We start from the raw sequence: 26,812 nt of genomic DNA, 5'->3' as shown, positions 1-26,812 counted from the left end.
GCCACCGAGCCGGCGCAGCCCGAGCCGGACGACGTCACCGGCTGCCGCAGCGAACTGCCCGGGTGGGCGGGGGCGCACCGACACGGCCCGGTCCGGCCGCGTCAGCGGGCCACCCGACGGGAGCGCCCGCCGCGCCGCTGGTGCTGACCGCGCGACGGCGGGTCTGACCCGCCGCCGGTGGGTCAGCGGGTCCGGCGGCGGATCAGCAGGGCGGGCGTCAGCGGGTCCGGCGGCGGATCAGCAGGGCGATCCCGGCGAGACCGACCGTGATGGTCAGCATCACCGCGACGTTGAGCAGCAGCAGTCGCTGCAACTCGCCGAGCGCCTCGTCGATGTCCCGCGCCGGGTCCATCGTGTCCTCCGGGAGCACCCGCTCGCCGCCACCCACGCCGCCACTGACCGTGTCGAACTGCCGCTCCAGCGGCACCCCGGCGGTGCGCAACGTCTCGGACATGCTGAGCCGCCCGAGGAACCAGCCGGCGCTGGTCTTGCGACCGTCCGGCTGCTTCGCCGGACGGTAGACGCGCGGGCCGCCGGCCGCCTTGGGGTAGAGGTCGTACGTCTGCTTCGGCGTCTCGCCGGCGAGCACCACTACCGTGTACTTCGGACCGAGGTCGGCTGCCTTCGGCCCGGTCGGCATGCCGGTACGGGCGAAGAAGTTGACCTGGTCGATGACCGCCACCACGTGCGTGGGCTGGGTGTCCGGCCGCAGCCGCAGCGGCTCGGTGAGCCCCTCACCGGTGATGTCCACACCGGCGGGCGCCGGTTTGGGCGCCGCGCTGGCCGGGCCGGCGGTGCCGAGCGCCAGCAGTGCCGCCGCCAGCGTGCCCGCCAGCACGGCGACCCAGCGCCTCATCTGTCGGACCATCCCGCCTCCTCGCCCCGTTCGATGGATGGCTTCGTTGTGACGTCCGGGTCGGTCGGCCGGTGACGACACCGACCGGGCGGTCGGCCCCACTCTTACAGACTCCGCAGAACGTCGATGAAATGCAGCGTGTGGAACAGTATTTGGAACTATCTGCGATCTCTGCTCGACTAATGAGGAGCTGTTTGATCAGCGGGCGGATCGTACCCTTACGGAGGGGTTCATGGGGGGCAGGGTTACACGAATGGCACGGGTCGTGCCAGTGGTGCTCGGCGTGGCGTTCGGTGTGTCGTTGCTGGCCCCGGTGACACCGGCCGCCGCGCACAACTCGCTGACCGGCAGCGATCCGCGCGACGGCGCCCGGGTGGCCACCGCGCCCGCCCGGGTCGAGCTTCGGTTCCTGGCCAAGCCGGCCCCCGCTACGACGAAGATCACAATAACCGGACCGGACAATGTGGTCGCCGGCGGGCAGCCGACCTTCGACGGCAGCCGCGTACGCGTGCCGTTCAAGCCGGGCGCGGCCGGGCTCTACATCGTCGGTTACCAGCTCGCGTCCAGCGACGGCCACCCGATCAAGGGCGAGGTGCGGTTCACCCTCACCACCGGTACCGCCGCCGACCCGTCCGCCAGCCCTTCGGCCGCCGGCACCGGCCCGGCGGCAGCGCCGACCGGCTCGCCCTCGGCCGGGCCCTCAGGAGTCGACCCGTCCTCGGTCGGGCCGCCATCGGCGCCGACGGGCAGCTCAACGGCGTCCGCTGTGCCAGCGGCCTCGGAGCGGTCCGACTCCGGTGGCCGCTGGTGGCTCTGGGCGCTCGGCGGCCTGGTGCTGCTCGCTGCTCTCGCCGCCGGCCTGGTGTTCCGTCGCCGGAACCGGGCGCACTGATCAAACGATCGCCGCAGGCCCGGTGAACGGGGTGTCCGCGTCCCCCTTTGCTCTGCTTCAGCGGAGGCAACACTTCGCGTCCGATATTCGGACACCGGGTGTTGCGTGGGTTGAAGCAGAGCAAAGGGGGCGACGCGCAGGTACTACGCCGGCCCGCTGCCGGTCGGACTGTCAGGGCAGGCGGAGCCGGGCGGCGCGCATCCGGGTCAGGGTGCGCTCGCGGCCGAGCACCTCCAGCGACTCGAACAGCGGCAGCCCGACGGTGCGGCCGGTGACCGCGACCCGGACGGGTGCCTGCGTCTTGCCGAGCTTGAGGCCGCGCTCGGCGCCGACCGCCTCCAGCGTCGACTTCAGCGACTCGGCGTCCCAGGACTCCAGCGCCTCGAAGGCCGCGACGGCGGCGTCCAGCAGGTCGGCCGAGCCGTCCTTCATGGTCTTGGTCCAGGCCGCCTCGTCGATCAGCGGCGACGCCAGGAAGAGGAAGTCGACGTTCGGCACGATCTCGCTGAGCACGGCGATCCGGGTCTGTGCCAGTGGCGCGACGGCGGCGAAGGCGTCGGCGTCGAACTCCTCCGGCTGCCACGGCGGCGGCGCGAGGGTCCCGGTGCCGGTCAGCCACGGCTGGCAGGCGTCGATGAACTCGGGCACCGGCAGCGCCCGAATGTACTCCCCGTTGAAGGCGCGCAGCTTCTTCTCGTCGAAGAACGCGGGGGAGGGGTTGACCTCCTCCAGCCGGAACTCGTCCTCGATGACCGACCAGGGCACGATCTCCCGGTCGCCCGAGGGCGCCCAACCGAGCAGCATCAGGTAGTTGCGCATCGCGCCGGCGAGGTAGCCCTCGTCGCGGTACGCCTCCAGGGCGACCTTGTCGCGGCGCTTGGAGAGCTTCTGCCGCTTCTCGTTGACCACCACTGGCACGTGCGCCCAGACCGGCGGCTTGACCCCGAGGGCGTCCCAGAGCAGCTGCTGCTTGGGGGTGTTGGGCAGGTGCTCCTCGGCCCGGATGACGTGGGTGATGCCCATGGTCATGTCGTCGACGACGTTGGCCAGCAGGAAGACCGGCGAGCCGTCGCCGCGGGCGATGACGAAGTCCTCGATGAGCTTGTTCTCGAAGGTGGGCTCACCACGGATCAGGTCGACGACCACTGTGGTGCCCTCGTCGGGCGTACGGAAGCGCAGCGCGTGCCCCGGCCCCGGGCCGAGACCGAGGTCGCGGTGGTAGCCGTCGTAGCCCTGGTACTGCGAGCCGGTACGGGCCTGCACGTCCTCGCGGGTGCAGTCGCAGTAGTAGGCCCGGCCCGACTCGTAGAGCCGGGTGGCGGCGGCCCGGTGCTCGCCGGCGTTCGCCGACTGGAAGTAGGGCCCCTCGTAGCTGCCCCGGGAGATGCCGATCCAGTCCAGCGCGGAGAGGATGCCCTCGGTCCACTCGGGCTTGTTGCGGGCCGCGTCGGTGTCCTCGATGCGCAGCACGAACACCCCGCCCTGCTGCTTGGCGTAGATCCAGTTCTGCAGCGCCGAGCGGGCGCCGCCGACGTGGAACATACCGGTCGGGGAGGGGGCGAAGCGCACACGTACCGTCACGTCCCCCAGCCTACGGCGACCCGCCACCGGATTCGGCCACGGCCCCCTGACTCAGGGCACTGAGCGGATCTTGACGACCAGGGCGCTGCCGACCAGGGTGACCGCGGCCGTGACCGCGTAGAGGGTCGGATAGCCGCCCAGGTGGACGACGAGCGGGGCGGAGAGAGCCGGGCCGAGCACCTGCGGCGCGGAGTTGGCAATGTTGATCACGCCGAGGTCCTTGGCGCGGTCGGTGGCCCGGGGCAGCACCTGGGTGATCAGGGCGGCGTCCACCGAGAGGTAGACGCCGTAGCCGGCGCCGAGTAGCAGGGCGGCGACGATGGCCATCGGCCAGACCGGCGCGACGGCGAGCAGCAGCGCCGCGACCGCCATGATCAGGCCGGAGACGATCACGTAGACCTTGCGCCGCCCGGAGCGGTCCGACAGCCGGCCGGCCACCACCGCGGTCAGCATCATGCCGAGCGTGTAGAGCAGGATCAGCACCAGCAGGCCGCCCTCGGGGTCGGGGTGGTGCACCCCGTCGGTGAGGAAGTACAGCAGGTAGAGGGTGCCCAGCGCGTTGCCGAGCTGGACCAGGAACCGGGTGATCCAGGCCCAGGCGAAGTCCGGGTGTTGACGCGGGCTGATCCACATCGAGGCGAACAGCGCCCGCGCCCGCAGTGCCGGGCGGTGCGCGCGGGGCAGTCGGTCGTCGGGGGTGAGCAGCGCGAACGGCAGCGACAGCACCAGAATTGCCACCGCGATGGCCACGTAGCCGGCGGCGTTGCCGGTGACGACTGCGGTGACCAGCACCGCGCCGAGCACCAGCCCGAGCGCCTGCGGCATACCCACCCAGCCGGAGACCGCGCCGCGCTGCGCCACCGGAACCCGGTCCGGGATGGCGGCCGTGAGGCTGGCCAGCATCGCGTTGAAGCAGACCTGGGCGGCGACCCAACCGACGGCGACCCCGAGGATGGTCCGCTGCTGGGCCAGCAGCACCAGCGCCGCCGCCCCGAGCACCGCGCCGCCGGCGGTCCAGACGTGCCGACGACCGAACTCCCGGCCGAAGATCCGCAGGCACGTCCGGTCGGACAGCGCGCCCGCCAGGGGATTGGCCAGCACCGCCGCCAGCGCGCCCAGGCCGGTGACCACGGCCAGCATGGTCTCCTTGTCGCCGGGCGCGATCCGCTCGATCTGCTGCGGCAGCAGCACCTGGATCGGGGTGAAGAACGCCATCCACACGCCGAGGTTGGCCGCGAAGACCAGACCGATCCAGCCGCGTCGCACCGGCACGATCGGCTCGGCGAGCGCCGCCGGCAGCGACGCCGGTGTGGGGTCGAGGGTGGTCACCGCGCCGAACCCTCCCGCGCGGCCGCGATCACGTCCCGCAGCCAGGTGTACGACGACTTCGGGGTACGCCTCTGGTCGGCGTAGTCGACGTGCACCAGCCCGAAGCGCTTGGTGAACCCCTCGGCCCACTCCCAGTTGTCCAGCAGCGACCAGACGAAGTACCCGCGGACGTCCACCCCGTCGTCGATGGCGGCCCGGACCGCCCGCAGGTGCCCGTCGAGGTACGCGATGCGCTCCGGATCCGCGACCTGTCCGTCCGCGTCGGGTACGTCGTCGTACGCGCAGCCGCTCTCGGTGATCTCGATGGGCGGCAGCGCGTCGCCGTACGTGTCCCGCAGCCAGCCGAGCAGTTCGCGCAGCCCGTCGGGGGCGACCGGCCAGTCGAAGGCGGTACGCGGGTAGCCCTCCAGCGGCACCAGGTCGAACGGCAGCGGCGAGCCCTCCTCGGCGGCCCGTACGCCGGTGGGGTTGTAGTAGTTGACCCCCAGCGCGTCGATGGGCGCCGCGATGGTGTCCAGGTCGCCGGGGTGAATGACGCTCGGGTCGAGACCGGGCAGGTCCGGGTAGCCGCGGCCGAGCAGCGGGTCGGTGAAGAGCCGGTTGTGCAGGGCCTCGTACGCGGCCCCGGCGGCCCGGTCGGCGTCGCTGTCGCCGAGCACCCGCACGGGGGAGTAGTTGTTGGCGATCGCCACCGGGCTGGCGCTGTTGCCGCGCAGCGCGGCGACCGCGAGCCCGTGCCCGAGCAGTTGGTGGTGGGCGGCTGCGAAGGCGTCGAAGAGCAGCATCTCGCCGGGGGCGTGCACGCCCATGCCGTAGCCGAGGCTCATGTGGATGAACGGCTCGTTCAGGGTGATCCAGAGCCGGACGCGGTCGCCGAGGCGGGCGGCGGTCCGCTCGGCGTAGTCGGCGAAGCGGGCGGCGGTGTCGCGGTTGAGCCAGCCGCCGGCGTCCTGCAGGGGTTGGGGCAGGTCCCAGTGGTAGAGGGTGGCCACCGGGTCGACGCCGACGGCCAGCAGCTCGTCGACGAGGCGGTCGTAGAAGTCCAGGCCGGCGGCGTTGGTCGGGCCGCTGCCGCTGGGCTGCACCCGGGGCCAGGCGATCGAGAACCGGTAGGCGGAGACGCCCAGACCGGCCAGCAGCGCCACGTCCTCGGCGTACCGGTGGTAGTGGTCGCAGGCGATCTCCCCGCTGCTGCCGTCACTGATCCGGCCGGGGGAGCGCGCGAAGGTGTCCCAGATGGACGGTCCGCGTCCGCCGGCCGTGGTGGCGCCCTCGATCTGGTGGGCGGACGTGGAGACGCCCCACCGGAAGCCGGCGGGGAACTCGGGAATCGGTGCGGTAGGCATGCGCCCTCCCGGTCAACGTGAAACGTGTTCGGGACTCTAGGGCGCTGTCGATGAATGCGCCATAGGCCGGGTTGGCGCAATCCGCAATGGTTGATCGGCGTGTCTTTTTCCTAACCCGTCCGTGTAAGTCCGATTTAGCGCATAGAGTGCCGATATCGTGGGATGTCCTCACTGGAGGAAAGACGGAAATGATCCTCGTGGAACGCAGTGCGCACGTGGCGGCGCCGGTGGAAGTGGTCTGGGACGTCGTACAGCGGGCTGAGCAGTTACCGGCCTGGCTGGCGGGGGTCCGCGCGGCCGAAGTGCTCTCCGGAGAGGGCTTCGGGCGGCGGCAACTGGTCCAGGCGGGGCGCGGTTCGGCGCATGAGGCCGAGGTGATCGCCTATCAGGAGCCGACGCTGATCGGCTGGCGGGAACGGGCCAAGGGTGCCGGTGCTCGTGCGGAGGCGCGCACCGAGATCTACGTCCAGCTGACCGAGGACGAGGAGGAGGGCGGGACCATCGTCCGACTCATCGTCGTCCGCTGGCCGGCCGGTCCCGTCAAGGCGGCCCTGTTGCGTCTCGGACTGCGTCGGGTCGGCGCCGACCTGGAGGACTCGCTGGCCCGGCTCACCGACCTGGCCGCCGTCGGCTGACGAGCGCCCATCCTCCTGGCGTCACCCGCCCCGGCGGTGGCCCGGCGTCCCCACCAGGAACGTCGGCCACCGCCAACCCACACCCGCTCCTGCCCGCGCCCTGCCCCGCCCCCTGCCCCGCCCCTGCCCCGCCCCTGCCCCGCGTCGATCATGGAGTTGTGGTGCCCGGAACGGGGTGACTTCACCGCTTTGTCCCCCACCACAACTCCATGATCCACGCGGTGGAGGGTGGGTCGGGATCCACGCGGTGGACGGTGGGAGCGGGACGCGGAAGGGCCCGGCGCTTTGGCGCCGGGCCCTTCTGGTCGTGCTGGATCAGCTGTCGCCGCCGGTCTCCCCGACGGGGGCGGCGTTGACGTCGTCGATCGCGTACTTCTTGGCGGCCTCGGCCGGCACGGTGGCCGGTACCGCGCCGCTGCGGGCGAGCTGCCGCAGCGTGGCGACCACGATCGACTCGGCGTCGACGTGGAAGTGCCGGCGCAGCGCGTGCCGGGTGTCCGACATCCCGAAGCCGTCGGTGCCCAGCGACGTGTAGTCGCCGGGTACCCAGCGGGCGATCAGGTCCGGTACGGCGCGCATCCAGTCGCTGACCGCGACCTTCGGCCCGTCCGCGTCGGCCAGCTTCTGCGCGACGTACGGCACCTTGGCCTCGGCGCCCGGGTTGAGCAGGTTGTACTCCTCGGTCTCCACCGCGTCGCGACGCAGCTCGGTCCAGGAGGTCACCGACCAGACGTCGGCGGCCACGCCCCAGTCCTGGGCGAGCAGCTGCTGGGCCTTGAGCGCCCACTGCATGCCCGTGCCGGAGGCGAGGACGTTGGCCTTCGGGCCGTCGACCTGCGTTGCCGGGGAGTAGCGGTAGATGCCCTTGAGCAGGCCCTCCACGTCCACCCCGGCCGGCTCGGCCGGCTGCAGGATCGGCTCGTTGTAGACCGTCAGGTAGTAGAAGACGTTCTCCTGCGCGTCCCCGTACATCCGGTGCAGGCCGGCTTCCATGATGTGCGCGATCTCGAAGGAGAACGCCGGGTCGTACGCGACCACCGCCGGGTTGGTGGCGGCGATCAACATCGAGTGGCCGTCCTCGTGCTGCAGGCCCTCACCGTTGAGCGTCGTCCGACCGGCGGTCGCACCGAGCAGGAAGCCCCGCGCCATCTGGTCGGCAGCCGCCCACAGCCCGTCGGCGGTCCGCTGGAACCCGAACATCGAGTAGAAGATGTACATCGGGATCATCGGCTCGTCGTGGGTGGCGTACGCCGAGCCCGCGGCGGTGAACGAGGCGACCGAACCGGCCTCGTTGATGCCCTCGTGCAGGATCTGCCCGGTCGTCGACTCCTTGTACGACAGGAACAGCTCCCGGTCGACAGAGGTGTAGCGCTGCCCGTGCGGCGAGTAGATCTTCGCGGTCGGGAAGATCGAGTCGAGGCCGAAGGTGCGGGCCTCGTCCGGGATGATCGGCACCCAGCGCTTGCCGAACTCCTTGTCCTTCATGATGTCCTTGAGCAGGCGGACGAAGGCCATGGTGGTGGCAACCTTCTGCTTGCCCGAGCCGCGCTTGACGTCGGCGAACCGCTCCGGACCGGGGATGGTCAGCCGCTTGGTGCTGGTCCGCCGGGACGGCAGGTAGCCGCCGAGCTGCTCGCGGCGCTCCTTGAGGTAGGCCAGTTCCTCGGACTTCTCACCCGGCTGGTAGTACGGCGGCAGGTAGGGGTTGTCCTCCAGCGCCTTGTCCGGGATGTCCAGGTAGAGCCGGTCGCGGAAGGTCTTCAGGTCCTCCAGCGTCAGCTTCTTCATCTGGTGGGTCGCGTTGCGGCCCTCGAAGTGCGAGCCGAGCGTCCAGCCCTTGATCGTCTTCGCCAGGATGACCGTCGGCTGACCGGTGTGCTCGGTGGCCGCCTTGTAGGCCGCGTAGAGCTTGCGGTAGTCGTGCCCACCCCGCTTGAGGTTCCAGATCTCGTCGTCGCTCAGCGGCTCGACCATCTTGCGGGTCCGGGCGTCGCGGCCGAAGAAGTGCTCACGCACGTACGCGCCGGACTCGGCCTTGTAGGTCTGGTAGTCGCCGTCTGTCGTGGTGTTCATGAGGTTGACCAGCGCGCCGTCGGTGTCCGCCGCGAGCAGCGGGTCCCACTCACGGCCCCAGACCACCTTGATGACGTTCCAGCCGGCGCCCCGGAAGAACGCCTCCAGCTCCTGCATGACCTTGCCGTTGCCCCGGACCGGGCCGTCCAGCCGCTGGAGGTTGCAGTTGATCACGAAGGTGAGGTTGTCCAGCTCCTCGCGGGCGGCCACACCGATCGCGCCCAGCGTCTCCGGCTCGTCCATCTCGCCGTCGCCGAGGAACGCCCACACGTGCTGCTGCGAGGTGTCCTTGATGCCGCGGTGCTGCAGGTACCTGTTGAACCGGGCCTGGTAGATCGCGTTCAGGCCGCCGAGACCCATCGAGACGGTGGGGAACTCCCAGAAGTCCGGCATCAGCCGCGGGTGCGGGTACGAGGGCAGCCCACCACCGGGGTGCGACAGCTCCTGGCGGAACCCGTCGAGCTGGTGCTCGCTGAGCCGCCCCTCCAGGAACGCCCGCGCGTACATGCCGGGGGAGGCGTGACCCTGGTAGTAGATCTGGTCGCCACCGCCGGGGTGGTTCTTGCCCCGGAAGAAGTGGTTGAAGCCCACCTCGTACAGAGACGCCGAGCTGGCGAAGGTGGAGATGTGCCCGCCGACGCCGATCTCCGGGCGCTGCGCCCGGTGCACCAGCATGGCGGCGTTCCACCGGACGTACGCCCGGATGCGCCGCTCGACGTGCTCGTCACCCGGGAACCAGGGTTCCTGCTCCGGCGGGATCGTGTTGATGTAGTCGGTGGTGGTCAGGGGCGGAACCCCGACCTGGCGCTCACGGGCCCGCTCCAGCAGGCGCAGCATGACGTAGCGGGCGCGTTTGGCGCCGCGCTCGTCGATGACACCGTCAAGCGACTCGACCCATTCGCTTGTCTCTTCAGGGTCGATGTCCGGAAGCTGGCTCGGTAGGCCGTCGCTGATCACCGGGCGCTTGCGTTCCGTAGCCACAGGCGTTCCCTCGGTTGTGTGTGGGATAGGTCTCTAGCGCCATCCTGCCCCCTGGTGGCACCCGTCGTCACGTCTAGGTCCCCCCGACGCGATGAGCGACACAGGTACCCGTCGGTAACTTAGCGCGACGGCCGACGCGGATCGCCGTACCGGTTGGCGGCAACGCCGACGTTCGGCCCGAGCTGCGGCAGAATCCGGCGTATGCGCAGTGACGTGATCACCGTCCAGACCGGGTCCCGGCCGGCCGTCCGGGACATCACCGCCGAGGCCCAGAGCTTCGTCTCCGGCGAGGGGGACGGCCTACTGCACGTCTTCGTGCCGCACGCCACGGCCGGGCTGGCGATCATCGAGACCGGATCGGGCTCCGACGACGACCTGCTCACCGCCCTGGACGCCCTGCTGCCCACCGACAACCGCTGGCGGCACCGGCACGGCTCGCCCGGCCACGGCCGGGACCACGTGCTGCCGGCCTTCGTCCCGCCGTACGCGACGCTGCCGGTGCTCGCCGGACGGCTCGCCCTGGGCACCTGGCAGTCCATCTGCCTGGTCGACACCAACGGCGACAATCCCACCCGCCAGGTCCGCTTCTCGTTCCTCCCCGCCTGACCCCGCCCCGCCTCGCGCCCGCCCCGCCGCGCCCCGCCGCGCCGCGGCAAGATCGTGCTCGATCCTTGTTGTAGTGGTGTCGTGCCGCGGGGGAGGCCACTACTTCCCTGTTGCAGCGCGATCATGGGCGCCGCGCCGCTGTACCTCCTCAAGATCCGCGCAACTACCCGGAAAGTGCTGTCTCGGCGGGTGCTGAGGCAGCACTTTCACTGATGGTGTGCCGCTTCCGGGTGGGCGCGGATCTGGTCGCTGAGCTGGGCCCTCGTCGTGGTGCGTACGATGTGGCGGTGGCACCGGAGGTGGTTTCCGCGGCGGGTCGACCGGTGGACCGGGCCGGCCTCGCGGCCGACGTGGTGCGCCGGATGGCACACCTGACCGCCTCGCTGCGGCACCGGCAGGGCACCGAGTTCGCCGAGTTGGGGCTCACCCCGGCCACGGCCCGGGCGTTGCACGAGCTGGACCCGGACCGTCCACTGCCCGCGCGGGACCTCGCCGACCGGCTGGGCTGTGACCGGTCCAACGTGACGGCGCTTGTCGACCGGCTGGAGCAGGCCGGCCTGGTCGAGCGTCGTACCGACCCGACCGACCGCCGGCAGAAGACGCTCGTGGTGACCGATCACGGTCGGGGTGTGCGGGGCCGGGTGGCCGAGGTGATGTCCGACTCCCGACTCCTGGCCGGGCTGAGTGACCAGGAGCTGTCCACCCTGCGTGACCTGGTGTGGAAGGTGTCCGACGGCGGCTGCCCGGAGCCGTGCGATCCGGCGTGACTCGACGCGCGCGGGCCGTGTCCCACTGGGCGAGCATGGCCCGCGTCGGTAATGCTGTCGGACGTGACCACCCCGCAAGATCTCGACGACCGGTTCCGGGAGACGCTGGCGGCGCTGCCTGCCACGCAGCGGAGGCGTGACCCCGCCGACCCGGTCACCGACGACGCCCCGCTGACCGGCGCGCGCCTGCTGGAACTGTTCGACGCGCAGGTGACCAGCCGCCAGCTCGACCTCGCCGGTCGTTGGCTGCGCAGTTTCGGGGAGGGTTTCTACACCATCGGCTCGGCCGGGCACGAGGGCAACGCGGCGGTCGCCGCCGCGCTGCGCCCCACCGACCCGGCGTTGCTGCACTACCGCTCCGGGGCGTTCTACTGCGTGCGGGCGGCCCAGGTCGCCGACGCCACGGCGCCGACCGACACCGCCGACGCCGAACCGGCCACCGACCGGGAGCGCGCCGCCGACCCGCAGCGGGCCACCGACCGGGAGTCGGCCACCGCGCGGGAGCCCGCCGACGACCCGGAGTCGGCCGCCGAGCCGGAGCCGGCCGGGTCCGCGCCGAGTACCGGAGCGTTCGCGCGGTACGCCGAGGCCGCCCGCGACGTGCTGCGCGGCATGGTCGCCTCCAGCGAGGAGCCGATCGCCGGCGGCCGGCACAAGGTGTTCGGCCGCGCCGACCTGGCGATCGTGCCGACCACCTCCACCATCGCCTCGCACCTGCCCCGCGCGGTCGGGATGGGGCTGGCCGTGGAGCGGCTGCGCCGGCTGGACACCGTCGGGCGGCGTGCCGGGACCGGGGTGCGGGTCGGCAGCGGAGCGGGGGCGGCGCACGCTCCCTGGCCGCCGGACGCCATCGTGGTCTGCTCGTTCGGCGACGCGTCGGTCAACCACGCCAGCGCCACCGCCGCCTTCAACACCGCCGGCTGGTACGACCACGCCGGGTTGCGCATCCCCGTGCTCTTCGTCTGCGAGGACAACGGGCTGGGCATCAGCGTCCGCTCGCCGGAGGGCTGGGTCGAGGCGACGCTGCGCGCCAAACCGGGCATCCACTACTTCAGCGCCGACGGGGCCGACCCGGTGCGGGCGTACGAGGTGGCGCGCGAGGCCGCGGCGTGGGTACGCCGGCACCGGCGGCCCGCCGTGCTGCACCTGCGCACGGTCCGGCTGATGGGCCACGCCGGCGCGGACGCGGAGTCGGCGTACCGCAGCCCCGCCGAGCTGGCCGAGGACCTTGCGCGGGATCCGGTGGCCGCCACCGCCCGGCAGCTCGTCGACGCCGGTGTGGCGACGGCCGAGGAGCTGCTGGCCCGGTACGACGAAACCGGCTGGCAGGTCCGCCGGCTGGCCGAGGAGGTGCTGGGCGAGCCGAAGCTGACCTCCGCCGCCGACGTGGTGTCGGCGCTGGCGCCCCGCCGCCCGGTGCGGGTGGCGCGGGCGGTGGCGGACGCGGCGGCACGGGCCAGCGGGCCGGGCTCGGCGGCGAGGGAGGAGGCGTTCGGGGGCAAACCGCCGGAGCTGGCCGGCCCGCTCACCCTCGCGCAGAGCATCAACGCGGCGCTCGCCGACGGGCTGCTCGATCACCCCCAGATGGCCGTCTTCGGCGAGGACGTGGCCGCCAAGGGCGGCGTGTACGGCGTGACGAAGGGCCTGCGGGACCGGTTCGGCGCGGCCCGGGTCTTCGACACCCTGCTCGACGAGACGTCGGTGCTCGGGCTGGGCCTCGGCGCCGGGCTGGCCGGGATGCTGCCGGTGCCGGAGATCCAGTACCTGGCGTACCTGCACAACGCCGAGGACCAGCTGCGCGGCGAGGCCGCGACCATGCAGTTCTTCTCGCGGGGCGCCTTTCGCAACCCGATGGTCGTGCGGGTCGCCGGGCTGGCGTACCAGGAGGGGTTCGGCGGGCACTTCCACAACGACAACTCGGTGGCCGTACTCCGGGATGTGCCGGGTCTGGTGGTCGCGGTGCCGGCGCGGCCGGACGACGCCGCGCCCATGCTGCGGACCTGCCTGGCGAGCGCGGCGGTGGACGGCAGTGTCTGCGTGTTCCTGGAGCCGATCGCGCTGTACCACACCCGTGACCTGTATGCCGAGGGTGACGGCGAGTGGCTGGCCGGCTATCCGGAGCCCGGCTCGTGGGTGGCCGGGCATGTGCCGATCGGCCGGGCCCGGGTCTACCGGGTCGGCTCGGCCGACGACCTGACCATCATCACCTTCGGTAACGGGGTACGGATGTCGCTGCGGGCCGCGGCCGTCCTCGCCGAGGAGGGGGTGGGCACCCGCGTGGTGGATCTGCGCTGGTTGGCGCCCCTGCCGGTGGCCGACATCATCCGGGAGTCCTCGGCGACCGGCCGGGTGCTGGTGGTGGACGAGACCCGCCGTTCCGGCGGAGTCGGCGAGGGCGTGATCGCCGCGCTGGTCGACGCCGGATATGTGGGTGCCGCGCGGCGGGTGGCCGGAGTTGACTCTTTTGTACCATTAGGTCCGGCAGCGCGTCAGGTTCTGGTCTCCCCGGAAGCCATTACCGACGGTGCCCGTACGCTGCTGGCACGGTAAATTCCGTTCCACTCGGTGCGCCACTTGCGCGCAGAGGCGCAACTGTGTGGACTTTGCCTGACGGCGTCGGCCCGACGCCGCGAGCACTGACGAAATGAGGAGGCACGCGACAGTGAGCGCGACCGCTGGTCAGGCCGCCGACGGGGTACGCAGCCTGGCGGACCGGTTCGGCATCGAACCGGGGATGGTCGTCATGGAGATGGGGTACGACGACGACGTCGACCAGGATCTCCGCGACGCCCTGACCGACCGCTGTGGAGATCTGGTCGACGAGGACACCGACGAGGTGGTCGACGCGGTGCTGGTGTGGTACCGCGACGGCGACGGTGACCTCTTCGAGCTGCTCGTCGACGCCCTCGGCCCGCTGGCCGACAACGGGGTCGTGTGGCTGCTCACCCCGAAGGCGGGGCGCGAGGGGCACGTTGAGCCGAGTGAGGTCGCGGAGTCCGCGCCCACCGCCGGCCTCCAGCAGACCTCGACCGTCAACGCCGGCCGGGACTGGAGCGGCGCCCGCCTGGTGCTGCGCCGAGGGGCCAAGGCCAAGAAGTAGCCCGCCATCGCTTCCTCGCGCCCGGCGGTCCGCACCGCCGGGTGTGGCAGGCTGGCGTCATCCCCCGACTCGACCCCGAGGAGTCCGCATGCCGATCGAGGTTGGCGCCGAGGCGCCCGACTTCGTGCTGAAGGACCAGAACAACCAGGAGGTCCGCCTGTCGGACTTTCGGGGCAGGCGCACCGTGCTGCTGGTCTTCTACCCGCTGGCCTTCACCGGCACCTGCCAGGGCGAGCTGGCCGAGGTGCGGGACAACCTCGACGAGTACGTGAACGACGACGTCCAGGTGCTGACCGTCAGCGTCGACTCGGCCTACAGCCACAAGATCTGGGCCGACCGGGAGGGCTACCAGTTCCCGATGCTTGCCGACTTCTGGCCGCACGGCGCCGTCGCCCAGGCGTACGGGGTCTTCAACGACGTGGCCGGCTTCGCCAACCGGGGCACCTTCGTCATCGACAAGGCCGGCATGGTCCGCTTCGCCGAGATGAACGGCCCCGGCGAGGCCCGCGACCAGCAGGGCTGGCGCAAGGCCATCGCCGACGCGACCGCCGGATAGTGGTACGCCGTGCGGCCGGGCCGGCGGCGAGCAGGTAGGCTTGCCAGCCACCGGCCCGCCGCACACGGGCGATCCGGGCGCGTAGCTCAGTGGGAGAGCACCCGCCTTACAAGCGGGGGGTCGCAGGTTCGAAACCTGCCGCGCCCACCCTTCAGTGATCGCGTACTACGCGTCCTGGGTCCGCAGCCGGCGCCGTCCGAGCCAGGCACCGAAAGCGGCCATGGCGGCGAATTGAGGCGTCATGAGGATCGGGGGCACGTAGCTGAAAATCTCGAGGCCGTCACCCCAGCCGCCGTGGACATAGCGGTAGACCACAACGGTTGGTAGGACAAACTGCGGCACGAGAGCTGCGACAACCGAGGCGGCAGCGCGCTTCGGGTAGAGGTAGGACGACAGGAACACCGGTACGAAGAGAAAAAATCCGGCCTGCCACCACAGTGGATGCGCGAACTCCGTTTTGTACGAGCTGCCGCTCACGTGGGTGACGCCGGTGGCCGTCAGCAGGGCCAGCACGACCAACACGGTGGAGATGAGAAAGACACCGAGCACTGCACGCCCTGCCGGACCGAGGATCTGTCGCCCTGCCTGTCCCGTTCGTGTCTGCTCGTCCATCCGAGCATCATCACCACCGCAGACAGGCGCGTCGACCCCGTATGGCTGACGCCGTAACCGCACCCGCCGGCGCGACCGCCGGACAGCCGTGCGGCCGGGCCGGCGGCGAGCAGGCCGGCCCGCCGGCCACCGGCCCGCCGCAGAGACGGGCGATCCGGGCGCGTGGCGGCGATGTCAGGACTGGCTGCGGGTCCACTGCTGGTTGGTGCCGCTTCCGCAGGTGTACTGGGTGATGTCGGTGCCGTCCGCCGTGCCGCTGCTCACCACGTCCAGGCACTTGCCGCTGTGTCGGGCGCGCAGCTGGTAGTAGGTGCCGGTGGCGACCCACTGCCACTGCTGGTTGGTGCCCCCGCCACAGCTGTACTGGATGACGTTGGCGTTGTTGGCGGTCGAGGCGTCGGCGACGTCGAGGCATTTGCCGCTGTTCTGGTTGACGATCCGGAAGTAGCCGCTGCCGGCGTCGCGGAACTCCCACTTCTGGTTCGCGCCGCCGTTCCAGGACCACTGCTTGACTTCGGCGTTGTCGGTGACGGCCCTGTCCAGCACGTCGACCACCTTGCCGCTGTTGCGGTTGGTGATGCGGTAGTAGGACGGCGCCTGCCCGGTGACGGTGCCCGTGACGGCGTCGATGGTGATGGTGGGATACCAGGTCAGGCTCATGGTCGTGGCGGAGGGGAAGTCGATCGGCAACCACACGTACTGGGAGTCGTTGACCGGCCCGCCCCAGGCGCCGGCCCAGCGGTCGCCGAGGTAGAGGTAGCTCGTCGTCGACGTGCCCTGGATGGGGAGCACGAAGGCCGACTGGGAGCGGAAGGTGGTCGAGTCGCCGACGTTTGTCATGCCGGTCCACGGACCGGAGATGCTGGACGCCGTGGCGTACCTGGCCTGGTTCGGGCTCCAGCCGGTCAGGCCCGAGGTGAGCAGGAAGTAGGTGCTGCCGCGCTTGAACAGGGCCGGTGCCTCACGGTTGCCGTCGTTCCAGAAGTTGCCGACCAGCGTGGCCACGGTGAGGTAGTCGGCGGTGAGGCGGTAGATGAGGAGGTCGCGGTTCTCGTCGCCGGCGGAGATCATGTAGGCCGTACCGCCGTCGTTGTAGAGCGTGATGTCCCGCGACATGTTGCCCAGCGGCCGGAAGCTGCCGTGGTAGGTGTAGGTGCCGTCGACGGTGGCCGAGGAGGCGACGGCGGCCCTGGCCTCGCCGTAGTCGGAGCCGTTCTCCTTGTGCATCCACATCACGTACCTGTTGGTGCTGGCGTTGTAGATGACCTTCGGCCGCTCGATGTTTGCCGACTGCAGTTCCGCCGCCGACGACTGGGTCAGCACGTTGTTGCGGAACTCCCAGTCGCGCAGGTTGGTGGAGCGGTAGACGGAGACCGCCCGGAACGTGTTGTTGGCGTTGCGGTTCTCACCGAACCAGTAGTAGTAGTCGCCGACCTTGAGCACCCCACCGCCGTGCGCGTGCAGCAGGTTGCCGGCGGTGTCGGTGAACTGAGTGCCGTTGGGGATCGCGACCGGCTCGGCCTGGGCCGGGGCGGCGGCCATGGTGGTGACCGCCACGATCGCCGTTCCGGCCAGGGTGAGCGCTGCCACCAGGGATGGAAGCCATCTGTTGCGTCTCACTACGTTCGTCCTTCCGTGGGCGGGCGGCGACCGCCGCCGGCATCGGAGCGACACCCTCGGACTCCGGTGCGATCGTCCGAACCAATTCGTTCATTAATCTACATCTATCGTTGTAGCCGACGACCTGGTCCGCCGGCTGGTGCCGTTGGGATGCCAGTGCGGGTTCGCCGACGAGGTTCTGCGCGGCAGTGGTGCAGGATGCAGCGGTGACGTCGATCTACCGGACTCCCGAGGGCAGAGACACCATCCGCCGGTGGTGTGCGCAGCAGTTCGACGCGTGGGCGATCCCGCACGAGCGACGCGTCATCCGGGCCCACGGCCACGACACGCACCTCCTCACCGCCGGCGCGGGCCCGGTGACGGTCGTCCTTGTCGCCGGTGACCGCTTCAGCGCGGCGGCCTACCTGCCGCTGCTCACGGCCCTGGCGCGGCAGTACCGGGTGGCTGCCGCCGACATCCCGGGCCAGCCCGGGCTGAGTTCCGACGCGGCGGACGTCGCCGGTGGCGGGCTCACCTGGTACGGCGCATGGCTGAACGCCGTCGTCGAGGAGGCCACCACCGGTCCGGTCGTGTTGTTCGGGCACTCGTTCGGTGGCGCGGTGACGCTCGCCGCCGAGCACCCCCGGGTCAGCGGCACGGTCGCGGTGGCACCCGGAGGACTGTGCCGGCTCAGGGTCACCCCCCGTGTCCTGCTGGCGTTCCTGGGTTGGCTGGTACGGCCACGGGCCGCGTCGAGCCTCCGGTTGCTGCGGCTCCTGTCCGCACCCGGCCGCACGCCCCGCGCCGAGTTGGTGGAGTGGATGACGCTCGTCGCCCGACACGCCCGCCCGGTGAGTGCCGACGATCTCGTGCCGGCGGCGACTCGCACGGTGCCGGTCGTGATCGCGAGCGGAGAGCACGACGTGTTCCTACCCCCGGACCGATTGCGGTCGGCGGCCGAGCAGCGGCTTCAGCTCGACGTCGACATCATCCCCGCCGCCGGTCACCTGGTCACCGACGAGCACCCCGACACGCTCGCCGCCCTGGTGGGCCGGTTGGTCGACTGATCTGGGCGGTGGCGTCAGGAGCGTCACGCGCGTTCGGCGACCAGCACCCGGCTGTGCGTCAGTGACGTGGTGCTCCGGATCGGCACGGACAGTGCGCGCGCCGTGTCGAGCAGGTCGTGGTCGCCGGTGACGGTGAAGCCGTGCCGGGCGAGCAGGGCGGTCATGGCGGCGGGTGTCCAGGTCGAGCGCCATGGCTCGGTCGCCCAGAAACTGCGCCGCCCGGTGGACGCCATCAGCAGCCGTGCGACGAGCCGGCCCAGCGTCAGGGATTTCCCGGGCAACTGGAAGTTGACGACGAGACGGCTGTGCGGTGCCGAGCAGGCGGCGATCGCGGCGACCGTCGTGGAAACCTCGGTCCTGGTCAGATACGGCACGACGCCTTCCCAGATCCACGTCGTCGGCTCGTCGGGGCGGTGCCCGGCGGCTGCCAGCGCCTCGGCGAGCCGGTCACGGCCGAAGTCCACCGCCACGAACGTCGGTGCGGTGCCGGGCAGGCCCTCGGCGCGTTCGCGTTTGTCCCGCTGGCTGCTCGGCTGGTCGACCTCGAAGACCGTCCGGTCGGCGAGTTCCGGCATCCGCCAGGCGCGACCATCCAGCCCGGCCCCCAGGATCACCACCTGCGAGCTGGGGTGGTCCCGTACGGCGTCGTCGATCGCGACCGTGCGGGGCACCATCATCTCGGCGCAGGCCCGCACCGTCTCGTAGTCGACCCGTTGCCGCCACGGCTGGGGAACAGCGGCATCGCGTACCCACTGGACGGCCTCGCGCTCGTCGGCGCGGAGCAGGCGCACGGCCGTCGGGTCCGCGAACCGCCCGGGAGCGATCAGACCGTCCGCCGCCGCGCGGCCCTGGCAGACGAGCACCGCCGTACGGCTCGCGGCTGGCGTCCTCGGCATCGCTCGCGCTCCTGTCCGTGTCACCGGCATCAGCTCTGCCTGCCGACGGTACCGCCGCGCGGAGCCGGTCGGCCCGCCGGACGCGGTGGGCCGCGATCATCACTTGACCGCGCCGGATAGCCTTCGCGGTCATGGGCGCAATCAAACCGTGGCACCTCGCGGTCCTCAGCATCTGTTGTCTGCTGCCGGCGGCGCTGGCGATCGCCGGTGGAGTCTGGGCCGTACGCCGCAACCGCACCCGGCGCTGACTCGACGCGCCGGCCGGCCAGACTGTTAGCGTCGACGGCCATGACGAACGTCGACGAGCACGGTCATCCCGAGCCGCCCGTCGCGGGCGACGAGACCGCCACACTCCTGGGCTCCCTGGACCGCCAGCGCGCCACCCTGGCCTGGAAGACCGGCGGGCTCGACGCCGCCGGCCTGCGGGCGACGCTCGGCCCGTCGTCGATCACCCTCGGTGGGCTGCTCAAGCATCTGGCGCTGGTCGAGGACCTCTACTTCTCACTCAAGCTGGCCGGACGTTCACCGGGGCCACCGTGGGACACCGTCGACTGGGATGCCAACCCCGGCTGGGAGTGGCGTTCGGCCGCCGAGGACACCCCCGAGCAGCTCTACACGCTGTGGCGCGAGGCCGTGGCCCGCTCCCGGGCCACGGTCACCGAGCTGCTCGCCGACGGCGGCCCGGAGCAGCTCGCCCGGGGCGAGTGGCCCGACGGTCGGGTGCCCAGCCTGCGCCGGGTCCTGGTCGACCTCATCGAGGAGTACGCGCGGCACGTCGGGCACGCGGATCTGATCCGGGAGTCGGTGGACGGGCTCACCGGCGAGGACCCGCCACGCTGAACGCGGCCCGCTGCGACCCGGCCCGGGGCACCGCCAGAATGGACGCGTGCAGGACACCGTCGCCGTCGCGCTGATCACCTCACTGTCCACGTTGGCCGCCGCGGCCCTGACCGGGCTGATCGGCGCGCTCAGCACCCGCCGGCAACTCGCCCACCAGCTCACCGTCGCCCGGCAGGAGAGCGCCGACCGGTGGGCGACCCGGCGTGACGAGTTGCGCCGCGACGCGTACGTCGGGTTCCTCGGCGCCTGCGACGCGGCGTACCGGCGGCTGGACCGGCGGTGGGTCGAGCCGGGCCCGGACGAGGTCAGGCCCGGCTACGACGAGACGTACGCGGCGATGCGCGCCGTCGACGAGGCGTACAACCTGGTGTTGGTGGAAGGCCCGGCGGACGTCGCGTCGGCGGGCCGGTCGGTGCTGGCCAGCCTCACGACGGAGTACGCCGAGCAGCGCCGCCTCGCCGACGAGCCGGGCGACGAGGCGGCGCCGCTTCGCGACCGGCACCGGGAGCGTTGGCTCGCGGCCATCGAGGCACGGACCAATCACCGCGTCGCGTTCGTCGACGTCGTGCGTCAGGTGCTGGGCCGAAAGGGGTGACGCGGGCCGGCGGGAGGCGGGGTGGCTACCTCAGCAGGTGAAGCCCCCGTCGACGTTGACCACCGCCCCGGTCACGTAGCCCGCTTCGGGACTGGCCAGGTGTGCGACGGCCGCCGCGATCTCGACGGGGCGCGCGTAGCGGCCGACGGCGGTCCGTTTTCCGCCGCAGGTCAGGGACGCATATCCTCGGGACGGAGCGTACGGGGGAGCGTGATCATGGAGCTGGCAGACATCGACGCCGTGCTGTTCGACATGGACGGCACGCTTGTCGACTCCGACGCCGCCGTCGAGCGGGCCTGGGAGCGCTGGGCGTCCGAGTACGCCGTCGAACCGGCGGCGGCGCTGGCGATCGCGCACGGCAGACCCGCCGATCAGACGATCCGCCGGCTCCTTCCCTCACTCGACGACGCGGCGGTCGCCGTGGCCGCGGCCCGACAGTTGGCGTTGCAGTACGACGACCTGTCCGACGTGACCGCCACCCCGGGCGCCCTCGAGCTGCTGTCGACGCTGGCCCGGTTGGGGATGCCCTGGGCCGTGGTGACCAGCGCCGACCTCCGGCTGGCCGAGGCCCGGCTCGGTGCCGCCGGCATCACCGCCCCCGTGCTGGTCACCGTCGAGGACGTGCGCGCGGGCAAGCCGGCCCCGGAGGGCTACCTGCGCGCCGCCGCGCTGCTCGGCGTGCCACCCGCGCGCTGCCTGGTCGTCGAGGACGCCGAGGTCGGGTTGCGGGCCGGGCGCGCGGCCGGCGCGATGACCGCCGCGCTCAAGGGACTCGACGGCGACCTGCGGCTGGTCGACCTGACGCAGCTGGCGTACGGGTTGGCGTCGGCGCCCACGGCACGCTGACCGGCAGCACCGCAGTAACGGCACCGGCAGCGCGACAGCGCCGACCTGCCGCGTCAGGCGAGCCGCTGGGCCAGCCAGGGGAGCAGGGCGTCGGCCTGCGCCTGCTGGAACGCCCGTACGGTGGGGATGCCGGGCGGCGGCGGACGGCGGGCGCTGTCGGCGAAGAAGCCGGCCAGCCCGGCGTACACCCCGGTCAGCGCGGCCGGGTCGACATCCGCGGTGAGCGGCAACCGGCGCAGCATCGCCTCGGTGTCGTGCCCGCCGTGCAGTCGCACGTTCACCAGCAGCAACGCGGTGTCCAGCCAGGCCGGCCCCCGGCAGGCCCACGGCCAGTCGACGACGGTCACCGTGCCGGCCGCGTCGATCAGCAGGTTGTCGGCCCGCACGTCCACATGGCAGAGCGTGTCCCCGCTCAGCGCGGCGACGCCCTCGTCGGCGGCGTGCCGCAGCTCGTCGAGGTGCGCCCGAACCCACGGATCGAGCCGTGGCGGCGGGTCGGCGGCGATCCGGTGCCAGCCGGCGAAGTCCCCGGCCAGCAGGTCGGCTGCGGCCGGGACGTGCGCGACGGGGCTCGGGGTGAGCGCGGCGGCCAGCGCCTCCAGGGCGCCCAGCACGCGGGTCAACTCGTCGGCCCGCCACGGGGTGCTCGGGTGCCGTCCGTCCACGTCGGAGAAGACCAGCGCCACCCACTCGCCGTCGTCGTGGCAGCCCAGCAGGCGGGGCGTCGGCGCTGTCGCGGGTAGCGCGCCGGCGGTACGGGCCTCGGCGCGGTGCAGGACCGGGCTGTCCGGGTTCAGGGCCGAGCTGACCGCCTTCACGAAGGCCCGCCGGCCGGTCGCGGTGCGGACCCGGTCGGCGGTGCCCGGCGAGAAGCCTCCCGACTGGGACACCGCCTCGACCACCCGGTCACCGATGATGCCCTCCACCGCGGACCGGACCGCCGCCGGCAGATCACCCCAGCCGATCCGCGTTGCTGTCCCCTGCATCCCGCCACGGTGCGCCCGGCCCGTCCCGACGAACAACCCGTTTTCCGGGCATCTCCGGGCGATCGGCCGGGTCGAGGCCCATCTCGGGTATCACGGTGGCGGCGCCGCGCGTGGTTCTGCTGCACTACGCGCTGAGTCAGACGTCGAAGGGGAGGCCCCGGTGGAGTTGACATTGACGCCGATGACCGAGCAGGAACTGGCCCGGCTGTGGGAACCGCTGGAGGTGGGCTACGCCGAGGATCTGGCCGCGCACCGGGGCATGACACCGGAGGCGGCCCGGGAGCGGTCGGCGTAGCAGCTGCGGGAAGGACTGCCGGCGGGCGCGGCCACCGAGGGGGTTCTGCTGCGGATGGCGCGGGTCGACGACACCGAGGTCGGGTGGATCTGGGTGAGCCTGCCCGGGGTGGGCAACGCGGGCGGCCCGACCCGGGCGTGGATTCAGAACATCGAGGTGCATCCGGAGCACCGGGGGCGTGGCCACGCGCGGCGGATGATCCAGCTCATCGAGGCCGAACTGGCCGAACTCGGGGTGCCCGAGCTGGGGTTGAACGTCTTCGGTACGAACACCGTGGCGATGGGGCTCTACCGGAGTCTGGGCTTCGAGGTGACCGCGCAGCAGATGGCCAAGCGCATCGACCCGACGGGCTGAGCCGGGACGGTCCCTCGGGCAGGACTGTTCGCCCGACCAGCGGGAAACCGCTGCGGACCGCACCCGGGGAGGAGCGACGGATGACGCATGGCGCCGGACTGACCATCGGTGTGCTCGGCTCGTACGGCGGCCGGAACCTCGGCGACGAGGCGATCCTCACCGGCCTGCTCACCGATCTACGCACGCAGGAACCGAACGCCCGGATCATCGTCTTCTCCCGCAACCCGGAACACACCCGGGCCGCCCACCCCGACGTGGAGGCGGTGCCCTGGGAAGGCGTCAGCCGTACCGACTCGGCGCTGGTGCTCGCTCAGCTCGACCTGCTCATCCTGGGTGGCGGCGGGATCCTCTACGACCGGGAGGCCCGCCGCTACCTGCGGGTCGTCCGGGTCGCCCAGGAACGGGGCCTGCCCCTCATCACGTACGCGGTGGGGGTCGGGCCGCTCAGCGACGCGGTCGACACGGGCATGGTCCGGGAGACGCTCGCCAGCGCGACCCAGGTGACCGTCCGCGACCAGGAGTCCCGGATGGTCCTGGAAGAGGCGGGACTGCTCAACCCGATCACTGTCACCGCCGACCCGGCGTTCCTGCTGCAGCCGGCCGACTTCCCGGCGCACCTGCTCAGCGAGGAGGGGGTGCCGGCCGGTAAGAGGCTGGTCGGGATCAGCGTGCGGGAGCCGGGACGGGCCGCCGAACGCCTCGACGTCGACGGCTACCACCGGCTCCTGGCCCAGATCGGTGACTTCCTGGTGCACCGCATCGACGCGTACGTGCTGTTCGTGCCCATGGAACGCGACGACATCCGGCACTCGCACGGGGTGTTGTCGCACATGGTCGCCGCCGAGCGGGGGCGGATCCTGCACGGCACCTACTCACCGGAGCAGGTGCTCGGGCTGATGCGCCACTTCGATCTGGCCGTCGGCATGCGCCTGCACTTTTTGATCTTCGCGGCGATGGTGGGCACGCCGTTCCTGCCGTTGCCGTACGCCGGCAAGGTCTTCGACCTGGCCCAGCGGCTCGGTGTGCCGGCGCTGCGGGGCGTGGAGCGGGAGGTGGAGGGGCCGCTGCTGGCCGAGGTCGACCGGCTCTGGGACGAACGCGCGGAACGCGCGGAGGCCACCGCCCGGCGGGTCGCGGAGGTCTGCGAGCAGGCGCGGGGCACCTCGGAGGTCACCCGTGGCGTGCTGGACAGGCTGCGCACTCAGTCCCTCACCCGGGTCTGACCCGGGCTCACACCGCCGGCCCGGTCCACCGGTAGCGCCACTCGCGGCTCTCCTCGCGGGCGGACTCCAACTCGTAGATCTGCGCCTGGGCCAGCCCGCCGGACCCGATGTGGTGGTGGGTGAGCGGCGGGCGGCCGTTGGTGTCCAGCTCGACGGTCACGGTCTGCCCGTCCGCCGCGCCGCCGACGAGGAGGATCTGCACGGAGGAAGCCATGCGCCCATCCTGCCCGTCGCGACGGCACCTCGCAGCGGGATGCGGGGCAGCGCGGGGGCCCCGACGTGGTTACGGTCGGCGAATGACGGAGCAGACCATCGATCCGACGCTCGGCCCGGTGCTCGCCCGCGTCGGGGACGAGCGCGCCGTGCTGACCTCGTTCCTCGACTTTCACCGTGGCGTGCTGCTGCGCAAGCTGCGTGGCCTGTCCGACGCCGACGCGGCCCGCCGGCTGGTGCCCTCCGCGACCACGCTCGCCGGGCTGGTCAAGCACCTGACGCTTGTCGAGCGGAACTGGTTTCCGGTGCTGCTCGCGCCGGAGCCGGGTGACGTCTACCTGAACTCGGAAGAGGACGCGGTCGCGAGCTTCACCCTCGACGAACGCGACACGCTCGACGGGCTCGTCGAGGCGTACGAGCGGGCCTGCGCCCGGTCCCGGGAGGTCGCCGCGCGTTTCGACCTCGACCACGTGGTGCCGCACCCGCAGCTCGGTGAGGTGTCGGTGCGCTGGATCCTGGTCCACCTGATCGAGGAGACCGCCCGGCACGCCGGTCACGCCGACATCCTGCGCGAACTGACCGACGGGTCGACCGGCGCGCTCTGAGCCCGGCCGCCCCGTCGTCATCCGGCGGGTAACAGGCCCGGCGGATACTCCATGCCGTCGTGGGCGCAGGCCGCCGCGGCGACCCGTGCCGCGTACCGGGCCGCCTCCGTCAGGGGCTCGCCCCGCAGCCGCCCGGCGATCAGCCCGGCCGCGAACGCGTCGCCGGCTCCGTTGCTGTCCACCACCGGTCCCGGCGCGGCGGCGGGCGGCACCACCAGCCGCGTGCCGTCGCCCGGGTACAGCTCGGCGCCGTCCGCGCCGCGGGTCACCACAACGGTCCGGGGCGCCAGCGTGCCGGCGAGCGCGGCGGCGTGTTCGCCCAGCCGCACCCCGCTGACCAGGACCAGATCGGCGGCCTCGGCGAACGGCCGGTGGTAGGGGTTCGTGCCGTCCCAGTCGTGCAGGTCGGTGGAGAGCGACACGCCCGCCGGGAGCGCGGCCCGCATGGCGGCCAGCGACGGCACCACCCAATCCATGATCGAGAGGTGTACGTGCCGGGCGTCCGCGACCAGTTCGGCGATCTGACCGGGCGAGAACGGCGGGTCGCCCCGCCACGGGCGTGGGTCGTACAGCGAGGTGCGCCGACCGCCCGGGTCCACCAGGTTCACCGAACGCCGGGTGCCGCCGCTGTCCTGTGCCAGCACCGCAGGCACCCCGGCCCGGGTCAGCGCCGCCCGGACCAGATCGCCGGCCGGGTCCGCGCCGAGCGTGTCGACCACCCGGACCCGCAGGCCGAGCGCCCGGCCGGCCAGCGCCACCCCGGCGCCGGTGTTGCCGATGCGCAGCTCGATCGGTTCGACGGTGTGCGAGTCGGCGGCCGGCAGCGGCAGCGCGGGCACCCGGACCCGCACATCCACCCCGAGCCCGCCGACGACCAGGAGATCGACCATGGTGCCGACGCTAGCCCAGCCCGGTGACGGGTGCCGTGTCGCCGACGCGCGGACACCCTCACCTGAAACACAGCGGCCGCGGGTGTCGTGCGGTGGGCGCTGACGCGCGTCGCACCGGGCCGCCTATCCTGGGCGCGGGCGGCAAAGGGGGAGTAGGTGCTGGTCATCCATGGGCTGTGGAAGCCCGGCGACGACTCGACCACCGGCCTCGCGGTCTGGGCCGAGGACAGCGCCGCGCCGCCGGCTCCGACGCGCCCCGGCCGGCCACCCCGGGAGCGCCCGCATCCCTTCGCCGCCGGCCACGCCGACCTCGTCGCGGCCCTCGCCGACGCGGCCGAACCGGCCCGTCCGGCCACCGCGCTGCTCACCCTGCCCACCCGGGCGGGCGTGCCGACCGACTCACCCGAGCTGATCCGGACCGCCGTCGCACCCCCGGCCCGCGGCCGGCTCACCCTCGCCGCGTGGCAGGTGCCCACCCTGCTGTACGCCCCAGACGACGCCCTCGCACTGCTGCGCGCCCTGGACGACCTCCCGGCGGTGTCCGGGGCGACCCTGCGCCACCTCGCCGAGCTGGCCGACTTCGCCGTCGACCTGGTGGCCCGGGGCCGCGTCCTGCCCGGCGTCCACGCGCCGGTCCACGAGACCGCTGCCGGCCCGGTTGCTGCCGGTGGGGCCCGGTCGGTGGCGGACCGGGCGGCCCAGGTGGTCGCGCGGGCGGTCTGGCGTCCGCTGTTGACCGGCACCGATGCGGCCTGGGCGCGGTCGCTGGCGCTGGCCCTACCGCCCGCCGCCCGCGCGGCGGCCACGCCCGGCGCCACCGAGGTGGCGGGTGCGGCGCTGGTGGCGGACGCTCTCGACGCGCTCACCGACGCCGCCGCCCGGGTGGCCCTGGCGGCCACGACGCTGGCCCGAGGGGTGCGTCCCGGTGGGCCGGCGCCGGCCTGGTTGGCCGCGCTCGCCGGCGCCCGACGAGGTCACCGAGCCGATCCTGGCCCCCCGCCAGCTGCCGGGAGATGCGCCGCTCGCCGCCAGCCGGACCGGCGACGCCGTGCCGTCCGCCCTCGCCCCG

Annotated in this window: 27 protein-coding genes, 1 tRNA gene and 1 pseudogene; 17 read left to right on the top strand and 12 right to left on the bottom strand. The window is 72.3% G+C overall.

Going from position 1 to position 26,812, the window contains the following annotated elements; all coding sequences use genetic code 11:
* Positions 1 to 217: 217 nt before the first annotated feature.
* Positions 218 to 868 (bottom strand): hypothetical protein, encoded by a 651-nt coding sequence (locus B0E54_RS27905; RefSeq protein ID WP_234589269.1) that lies wholly within the window; start codon positions 866 to 868, stop codon positions 218 to 220.
* A gap of 241 nt (positions 869 to 1,109) precedes the next feature.
* On the opposite strand from B0E54_RS27905, the gene B0E54_RS27900 reads away from it, so the two are divergent.
* Positions 1,110 to 1,748, top strand: coding sequence for a copper resistance CopC family protein (locus tag B0E54_RS27900; protein WP_234589268.1), 639 nt, complete (start codon positions 1,110 to 1,112; stop codon positions 1,746 to 1,748).
* 171 nt (positions 1,749 to 1,919) lie between these two features.
* Here B0E54_RS27900 and gltX read toward each other — a convergent pair whose 3' ends face one another.
* From gltX to B0E54_RS27885, 3 genes are read right to left on the bottom strand one after another with little or no spacing between them, the layout of a single operon-like run.
* Positions 1,920 to 3,329 (bottom strand): glutamate--tRNA ligase, encoded by a 1,410-nt coding sequence (gltX, locus tag B0E54_RS27895; protein WP_308195415.1) that lies wholly within the window; start codon positions 3,327 to 3,329, stop codon positions 1,920 to 1,922.
* 51 nt (positions 3,330 to 3,380) lie between these two features.
* Positions 3,381 to 4,658, bottom strand: coding sequence for an MFS transporter (locus B0E54_RS27890; RefSeq protein WP_234589266.1), 1,278 nt, complete (start codon positions 4,656 to 4,658; stop codon positions 3,381 to 3,383).
* Positions 4,655 to 6,004, bottom strand: a complete 1,350-nt coding sequence (locus B0E54_RS27885; protein ID WP_234589265.1) for a GH1 family beta-glucosidase — start codon at positions 6,002 to 6,004, stop codon at positions 4,655 to 4,657. The genes B0E54_RS27890 and B0E54_RS27885 overlap by 4 nt, the downstream gene beginning before the upstream one ends.
* Before the next feature lie 188 nt (positions 6,005 to 6,192).
* Here B0E54_RS27885 and B0E54_RS27880 point away from each other — a divergent pair, with 188 nt between their 5' ends.
* Positions 6,193 to 6,639 carry an SRPBCC domain-containing protein gene (locus B0E54_RS27880; RefSeq protein ID WP_234589259.1) on the top strand — a complete coding sequence of 149 codons (447 nt, stop codon included), beginning with the start codon at positions 6,193 to 6,195 and terminating at the stop codon, positions 6,637 to 6,639.
* Positions 6,640 to 6,954: 315 nt separating this feature from the next.
* On the opposite strand, the gene aceE is transcribed toward B0E54_RS27880, so the two are convergent.
* A complete protein-coding gene (gene aceE / locus B0E54_RS27875) occupies positions 6,955 to 9,693 on the bottom strand; it encodes a pyruvate dehydrogenase (acetyl-transferring), homodimeric type (protein ID WP_308195414.1) in 2,739 nt (912 codons plus the stop codon).
* A gap of 201 nt (positions 9,694 to 9,894) precedes the next feature.
* On the opposite strand from aceE, the gene B0E54_RS27870 reads away from it, so the two are divergent.
* From B0E54_RS27870 to B0E54_RS27845, 6 genes are all read left to right on the top strand, one after another.
* Positions 9,895 to 10,299 (top strand): YjbQ family protein, encoded by a 405-nt coding sequence (locus B0E54_RS27870; protein ID WP_234589256.1) that lies wholly within the window; start codon positions 9,895 to 9,897, stop codon positions 10,297 to 10,299.
* 362 nt (positions 10,300 to 10,661) lie between these two features.
* Positions 10,662 to 11,066 carry a MarR family winged helix-turn-helix transcriptional regulator gene (locus B0E54_RS27865; protein ID WP_234589270.1) on the top strand — a complete coding sequence of 135 codons (405 nt, stop codon included), beginning with the start codon at positions 10,662 to 10,664 and terminating at the stop codon, positions 11,064 to 11,066.
* A gap of 51 nt (positions 11,067 to 11,117) precedes the next feature.
* Entirely contained in the window at positions 11,118 to 13,616 is a 2,499-nt protein-coding gene (locus B0E54_RS27860) for a thiamine pyrophosphate-dependent enzyme (protein WP_234589255.1), read from the top strand.
* Positions 13,617 to 13,728: 112 nt separating this feature from the next.
* Positions 13,729 to 14,166 (top strand): DUF3052 domain-containing protein, encoded by a 438-nt coding sequence (locus B0E54_RS27855; protein WP_030330240.1) that lies wholly within the window; start codon positions 13,729 to 13,731, stop codon positions 14,164 to 14,166.
* Between the two features lie 88 nt (positions 14,167 to 14,254).
* Entirely contained in the window at positions 14,255 to 14,722 is a 468-nt protein-coding gene (locus B0E54_RS27850) for a peroxiredoxin (RefSeq protein ID WP_234589254.1), read from the top strand.
* A 75-nt stretch (positions 14,723 to 14,797) separates the two neighbouring features.
* A tRNA-Val gene (locus B0E54_RS27845) sits at positions 14,798 to 14,869 on the top strand.
* A gap of 18 nt (positions 14,870 to 14,887) precedes the next feature.
* Here B0E54_RS27845 and B0E54_RS27840 read toward each other — a convergent pair.
* Entirely contained in the window at positions 14,888 to 15,334 is a 447-nt protein-coding gene (locus B0E54_RS27840) for a hypothetical protein (RefSeq protein ID WP_234589253.1), read from the bottom strand.
* 174 nt (positions 15,335 to 15,508) lie between these two features.
* On the bottom strand, positions 15,509 to 16,954 hold the full coding sequence (locus B0E54_RS27835; RefSeq protein WP_234589251.1) for an RICIN domain-containing protein: 1,446 nt from the start codon (positions 16,952 to 16,954) through the stop codon (positions 15,509 to 15,511).
* A gap of 206 nt (positions 16,955 to 17,160) precedes the next feature.
* On the opposite strand from B0E54_RS27835, the gene B0E54_RS27830 reads away from it, so the two are divergent.
* Positions 17,161 to 18,000: an alpha/beta fold hydrolase gene (locus B0E54_RS27830; protein WP_234589248.1), complete on the top strand. Its 840-nt coding sequence runs from the start codon at positions 17,161 to 17,163 to the stop codon at positions 17,998 to 18,000.
* A gap of 23 nt (positions 18,001 to 18,023) precedes the next feature.
* Here B0E54_RS27830 and B0E54_RS27825 read toward each other — a convergent pair whose 3' ends face one another.
* Complete coding sequence (locus B0E54_RS27825) at positions 18,024 to 18,896, bottom strand: class I SAM-dependent methyltransferase (RefSeq protein WP_234589245.1); 873 nt, start codon at positions 18,894 to 18,896, stop codon at positions 18,024 to 18,026.
* Between the two features lie 288 nt (positions 18,897 to 19,184).
* Between B0E54_RS27825 and B0E54_RS27820 the strand changes: the two genes are divergently transcribed.
* Together B0E54_RS27820 and B0E54_RS27815 are read left to right on the top strand one after the other, a co-directional pair.
* Entirely contained in the window at positions 19,185 to 19,736 is a 552-nt protein-coding gene (locus B0E54_RS27820; RefSeq protein WP_234589244.1) for a DinB family protein, read from the top strand.
* Between the two features lie 46 nt (positions 19,737 to 19,782).
* Complete coding sequence (locus tag B0E54_RS27815) at positions 19,783 to 20,331, top strand: hypothetical protein (RefSeq protein ID WP_234589243.1); 549 nt, start codon at positions 19,783 to 19,785, stop codon at positions 20,329 to 20,331.
* A 30-nt stretch (positions 20,332 to 20,361) separates the two neighbouring features.
* Here B0E54_RS27815 and B0E54_RS27810 read toward each other — a convergent pair whose 3' ends face one another.
* Positions 20,362 to 20,505, bottom strand: a complete 144-nt coding sequence (locus B0E54_RS27810; RefSeq protein WP_374109328.1) for an SDR family oxidoreductase — start codon at positions 20,503 to 20,505, stop codon at positions 20,362 to 20,364.
* Positions 20,506 to 20,547: 42 nt separating this feature from the next.
* Here B0E54_RS27810 and B0E54_RS27805 point away from each other — a divergent pair, with 42 nt between their 5' ends.
* On the top strand, positions 20,548 to 21,177 hold the full coding sequence (locus tag B0E54_RS27805) for an HAD-IA family hydrolase (RefSeq protein ID WP_234589242.1): 630 nt from the start codon (positions 20,548 to 20,550) through the stop codon (positions 21,175 to 21,177).
* Between the two features lie 53 nt (positions 21,178 to 21,230).
* Here the strand turns inward: B0E54_RS27805 and B0E54_RS27800 are convergent, their stop codons facing one another.
* Entirely contained in the window at positions 21,231 to 22,163 is a 933-nt protein-coding gene (locus B0E54_RS27800) for a phosphotransferase (protein ID WP_234589241.1), read from the bottom strand.
* Positions 22,164 to 22,323: 160 nt separating this feature from the next.
* Here B0E54_RS27800 and B0E54_RS32565 point away from each other — a divergent pair, with 160 nt between their 5' ends.
* The 3 genes from B0E54_RS32565 (at position 22,324) to B0E54_RS27790 (ending at position 24,035) form a co-directional block, all read left to right on the top strand.
* Complete coding sequence (locus tag B0E54_RS32565) at positions 22,324 to 22,458, top strand: hypothetical protein (protein ID WP_255787784.1); 135 nt, start codon at positions 22,324 to 22,326, stop codon at positions 22,456 to 22,458.
* 54 nt (positions 22,459 to 22,512) lie between these two features.
* Positions 22,513 to 22,812 carry an N-acetyltransferase gene (locus tag B0E54_RS27795; protein WP_234589239.1) on the top strand — a complete coding sequence of 100 codons (300 nt, stop codon included), beginning with the start codon at positions 22,513 to 22,515 and terminating at the stop codon, positions 22,810 to 22,812.
* A gap of 80 nt (positions 22,813 to 22,892) precedes the next feature.
* The gene (locus B0E54_RS27790) at positions 22,893 to 24,035 is read left to right on the top strand and encodes a polysaccharide pyruvyl transferase family protein (protein WP_234589237.1); all 1,143 of its coding nucleotides are present in this window, start codon (positions 22,893 to 22,895) and stop codon (positions 24,033 to 24,035) included.
* A 7-nt stretch (positions 24,036 to 24,042) separates the two neighbouring features.
* Here B0E54_RS27790 and B0E54_RS27785 read toward each other — a convergent pair whose 3' ends face one another.
* Positions 24,043 to 24,249, bottom strand: coding sequence for a hypothetical protein (locus tag B0E54_RS27785; RefSeq protein WP_234589235.1), 207 nt, complete (start codon positions 24,247 to 24,249; stop codon positions 24,043 to 24,045).
* Between the two features lie 82 nt (positions 24,250 to 24,331).
* On the opposite strand from B0E54_RS27785, the gene B0E54_RS27780 reads away from it, so the two are divergent.
* Positions 24,332 to 24,853 carry a DinB family protein gene (locus B0E54_RS27780; RefSeq protein WP_234589233.1) on the top strand — a complete coding sequence of 174 codons (522 nt, stop codon included), beginning with the start codon at positions 24,332 to 24,334 and terminating at the stop codon, positions 24,851 to 24,853.
* Positions 24,854 to 24,870: 17 nt separating this feature from the next.
* Here the strand turns inward: B0E54_RS27780 and B0E54_RS27775 are convergent, their stop codons facing one another.
* A complete protein-coding gene (locus B0E54_RS27775; RefSeq protein ID WP_234589230.1) occupies positions 24,871 to 25,743 on the bottom strand; it encodes a carbohydrate kinase family protein in 873 nt (290 codons plus the stop codon).
* 156 nt (positions 25,744 to 25,899) lie between these two features.
* On the opposite strand from B0E54_RS27775, the pseudogene B0E54_RS27770 reads away from it, so the two are divergent.
* Positions 25,900 to 26,812, top strand: a pseudogene (locus B0E54_RS27770) (ATP-dependent helicase); the annotation flags it as partial.

It is taken from the genome of Micromonospora sp. MH99 (assembly GCF_021442385.1).
Lineage (GTDB): Bacteria > Actinomycetota > Actinomycetes > Mycobacteriales > Micromonosporaceae > Micromonospora.
The sequence above is the reverse complement of the archived record's forward strand: the minus strand, read 5'-3'. Positions and strand labels throughout refer to the sequence as shown.

Bases quoted from the DNA above. Each gene is read 5' to 3' on its own strand.
- B0E54_RS27905 (WP_234589269.1), bottom strand. From the start codon at position 868: ATGGTCCGACAGATGAGGCGCTGGGTCGCCGTGCTGGCGGGCACGCTG.
- B0E54_RS27900 (WP_234589268.1), top strand. From the start codon at position 1,110: ATGGCACGGGTCGTGCCAGTGGTGCTCGGCGTGGCGTTCGGTGTGTCG.
- B0E54_RS27885 (WP_234589265.1), bottom strand. From the start codon at position 6,004: ATGCCTACCGCACCGATTCCCGAGTTCCCCGCCGGCTTCCGGTGGGGC.
- B0E54_RS27880 (WP_234589259.1), top strand. From the start codon at position 6,193: ATGATCCTCGTGGAACGCAGTGCGCACGTGGCGGCGCCGGTGGAAGTG.
- B0E54_RS27870 (WP_234589256.1), top strand. From the start codon at position 9,895: ATGCGCAGTGACGTGATCACCGTCCAGACCGGGTCCCGGCCGGCCGTC.
- B0E54_RS27865 (WP_234589270.1), top strand. From the start codon at position 10,662: ATGGCACACCTGACCGCCTCGCTGCGGCACCGGCAGGGCACCGAGTTC.
- B0E54_RS27860 (WP_234589255.1), top strand. From the start codon at position 11,118: ATGCTGTCGGACGTGACCACCCCGCAAGATCTCGACGACCGGTTCCGG.
- B0E54_RS27850 (WP_234589254.1), top strand. From the start codon at position 14,255: ATGCCGATCGAGGTTGGCGCCGAGGCGCCCGACTTCGTGCTGAAGGAC.
- B0E54_RS27840 (WP_234589253.1), bottom strand. From the start codon at position 15,334: ATGGACGAGCAGACACGAACGGGACAGGCAGGGCGACAGATCCTCGGT.
- B0E54_RS27825 (WP_234589245.1), bottom strand. From the start codon at position 18,896: ATGCCGAGGACGCCAGCCGCGAGCCGTACGGCGGTGCTCGTCTGCCAG.
- B0E54_RS27820 (WP_234589244.1), top strand. From the start codon at position 19,185: ATGACGAACGTCGACGAGCACGGTCATCCCGAGCCGCCCGTCGCGGGC.
- B0E54_RS27805 (WP_234589242.1), top strand. From the start codon at position 20,548: ATGGAGCTGGCAGACATCGACGCCGTGCTGTTCGACATGGACGGCACG.
- B0E54_RS27800 (WP_234589241.1), bottom strand. From the start codon at position 22,163: ATGCAGGGGACAGCAACGCGGATCGGCTGGGGTGATCTGCCGGCGGCG.
- B0E54_RS27795 (WP_234589239.1), top strand. From the start codon at position 22,513: ATGGCGCGGGTCGACGACACCGAGGTCGGGTGGATCTGGGTGAGCCTG.
- B0E54_RS27790 (WP_234589237.1), top strand. From the start codon at position 22,893: ATGACGCATGGCGCCGGACTGACCATCGGTGTGCTCGGCTCGTACGGC.
- B0E54_RS27785 (WP_234589235.1), bottom strand. From the start codon at position 24,249: ATGGCTTCCTCCGTGCAGATCCTCCTCGTCGGCGGCGCGGCGGACGGG.
- B0E54_RS27780 (WP_234589233.1), top strand. From the start codon at position 24,332: ATGACGGAGCAGACCATCGATCCGACGCTCGGCCCGGTGCTCGCCCGC.
- B0E54_RS27775 (WP_234589230.1), bottom strand. From the start codon at position 25,743: ATGGTCGATCTCCTGGTCGTCGGCGGGCTCGGGGTGGATGTGCGGGTC.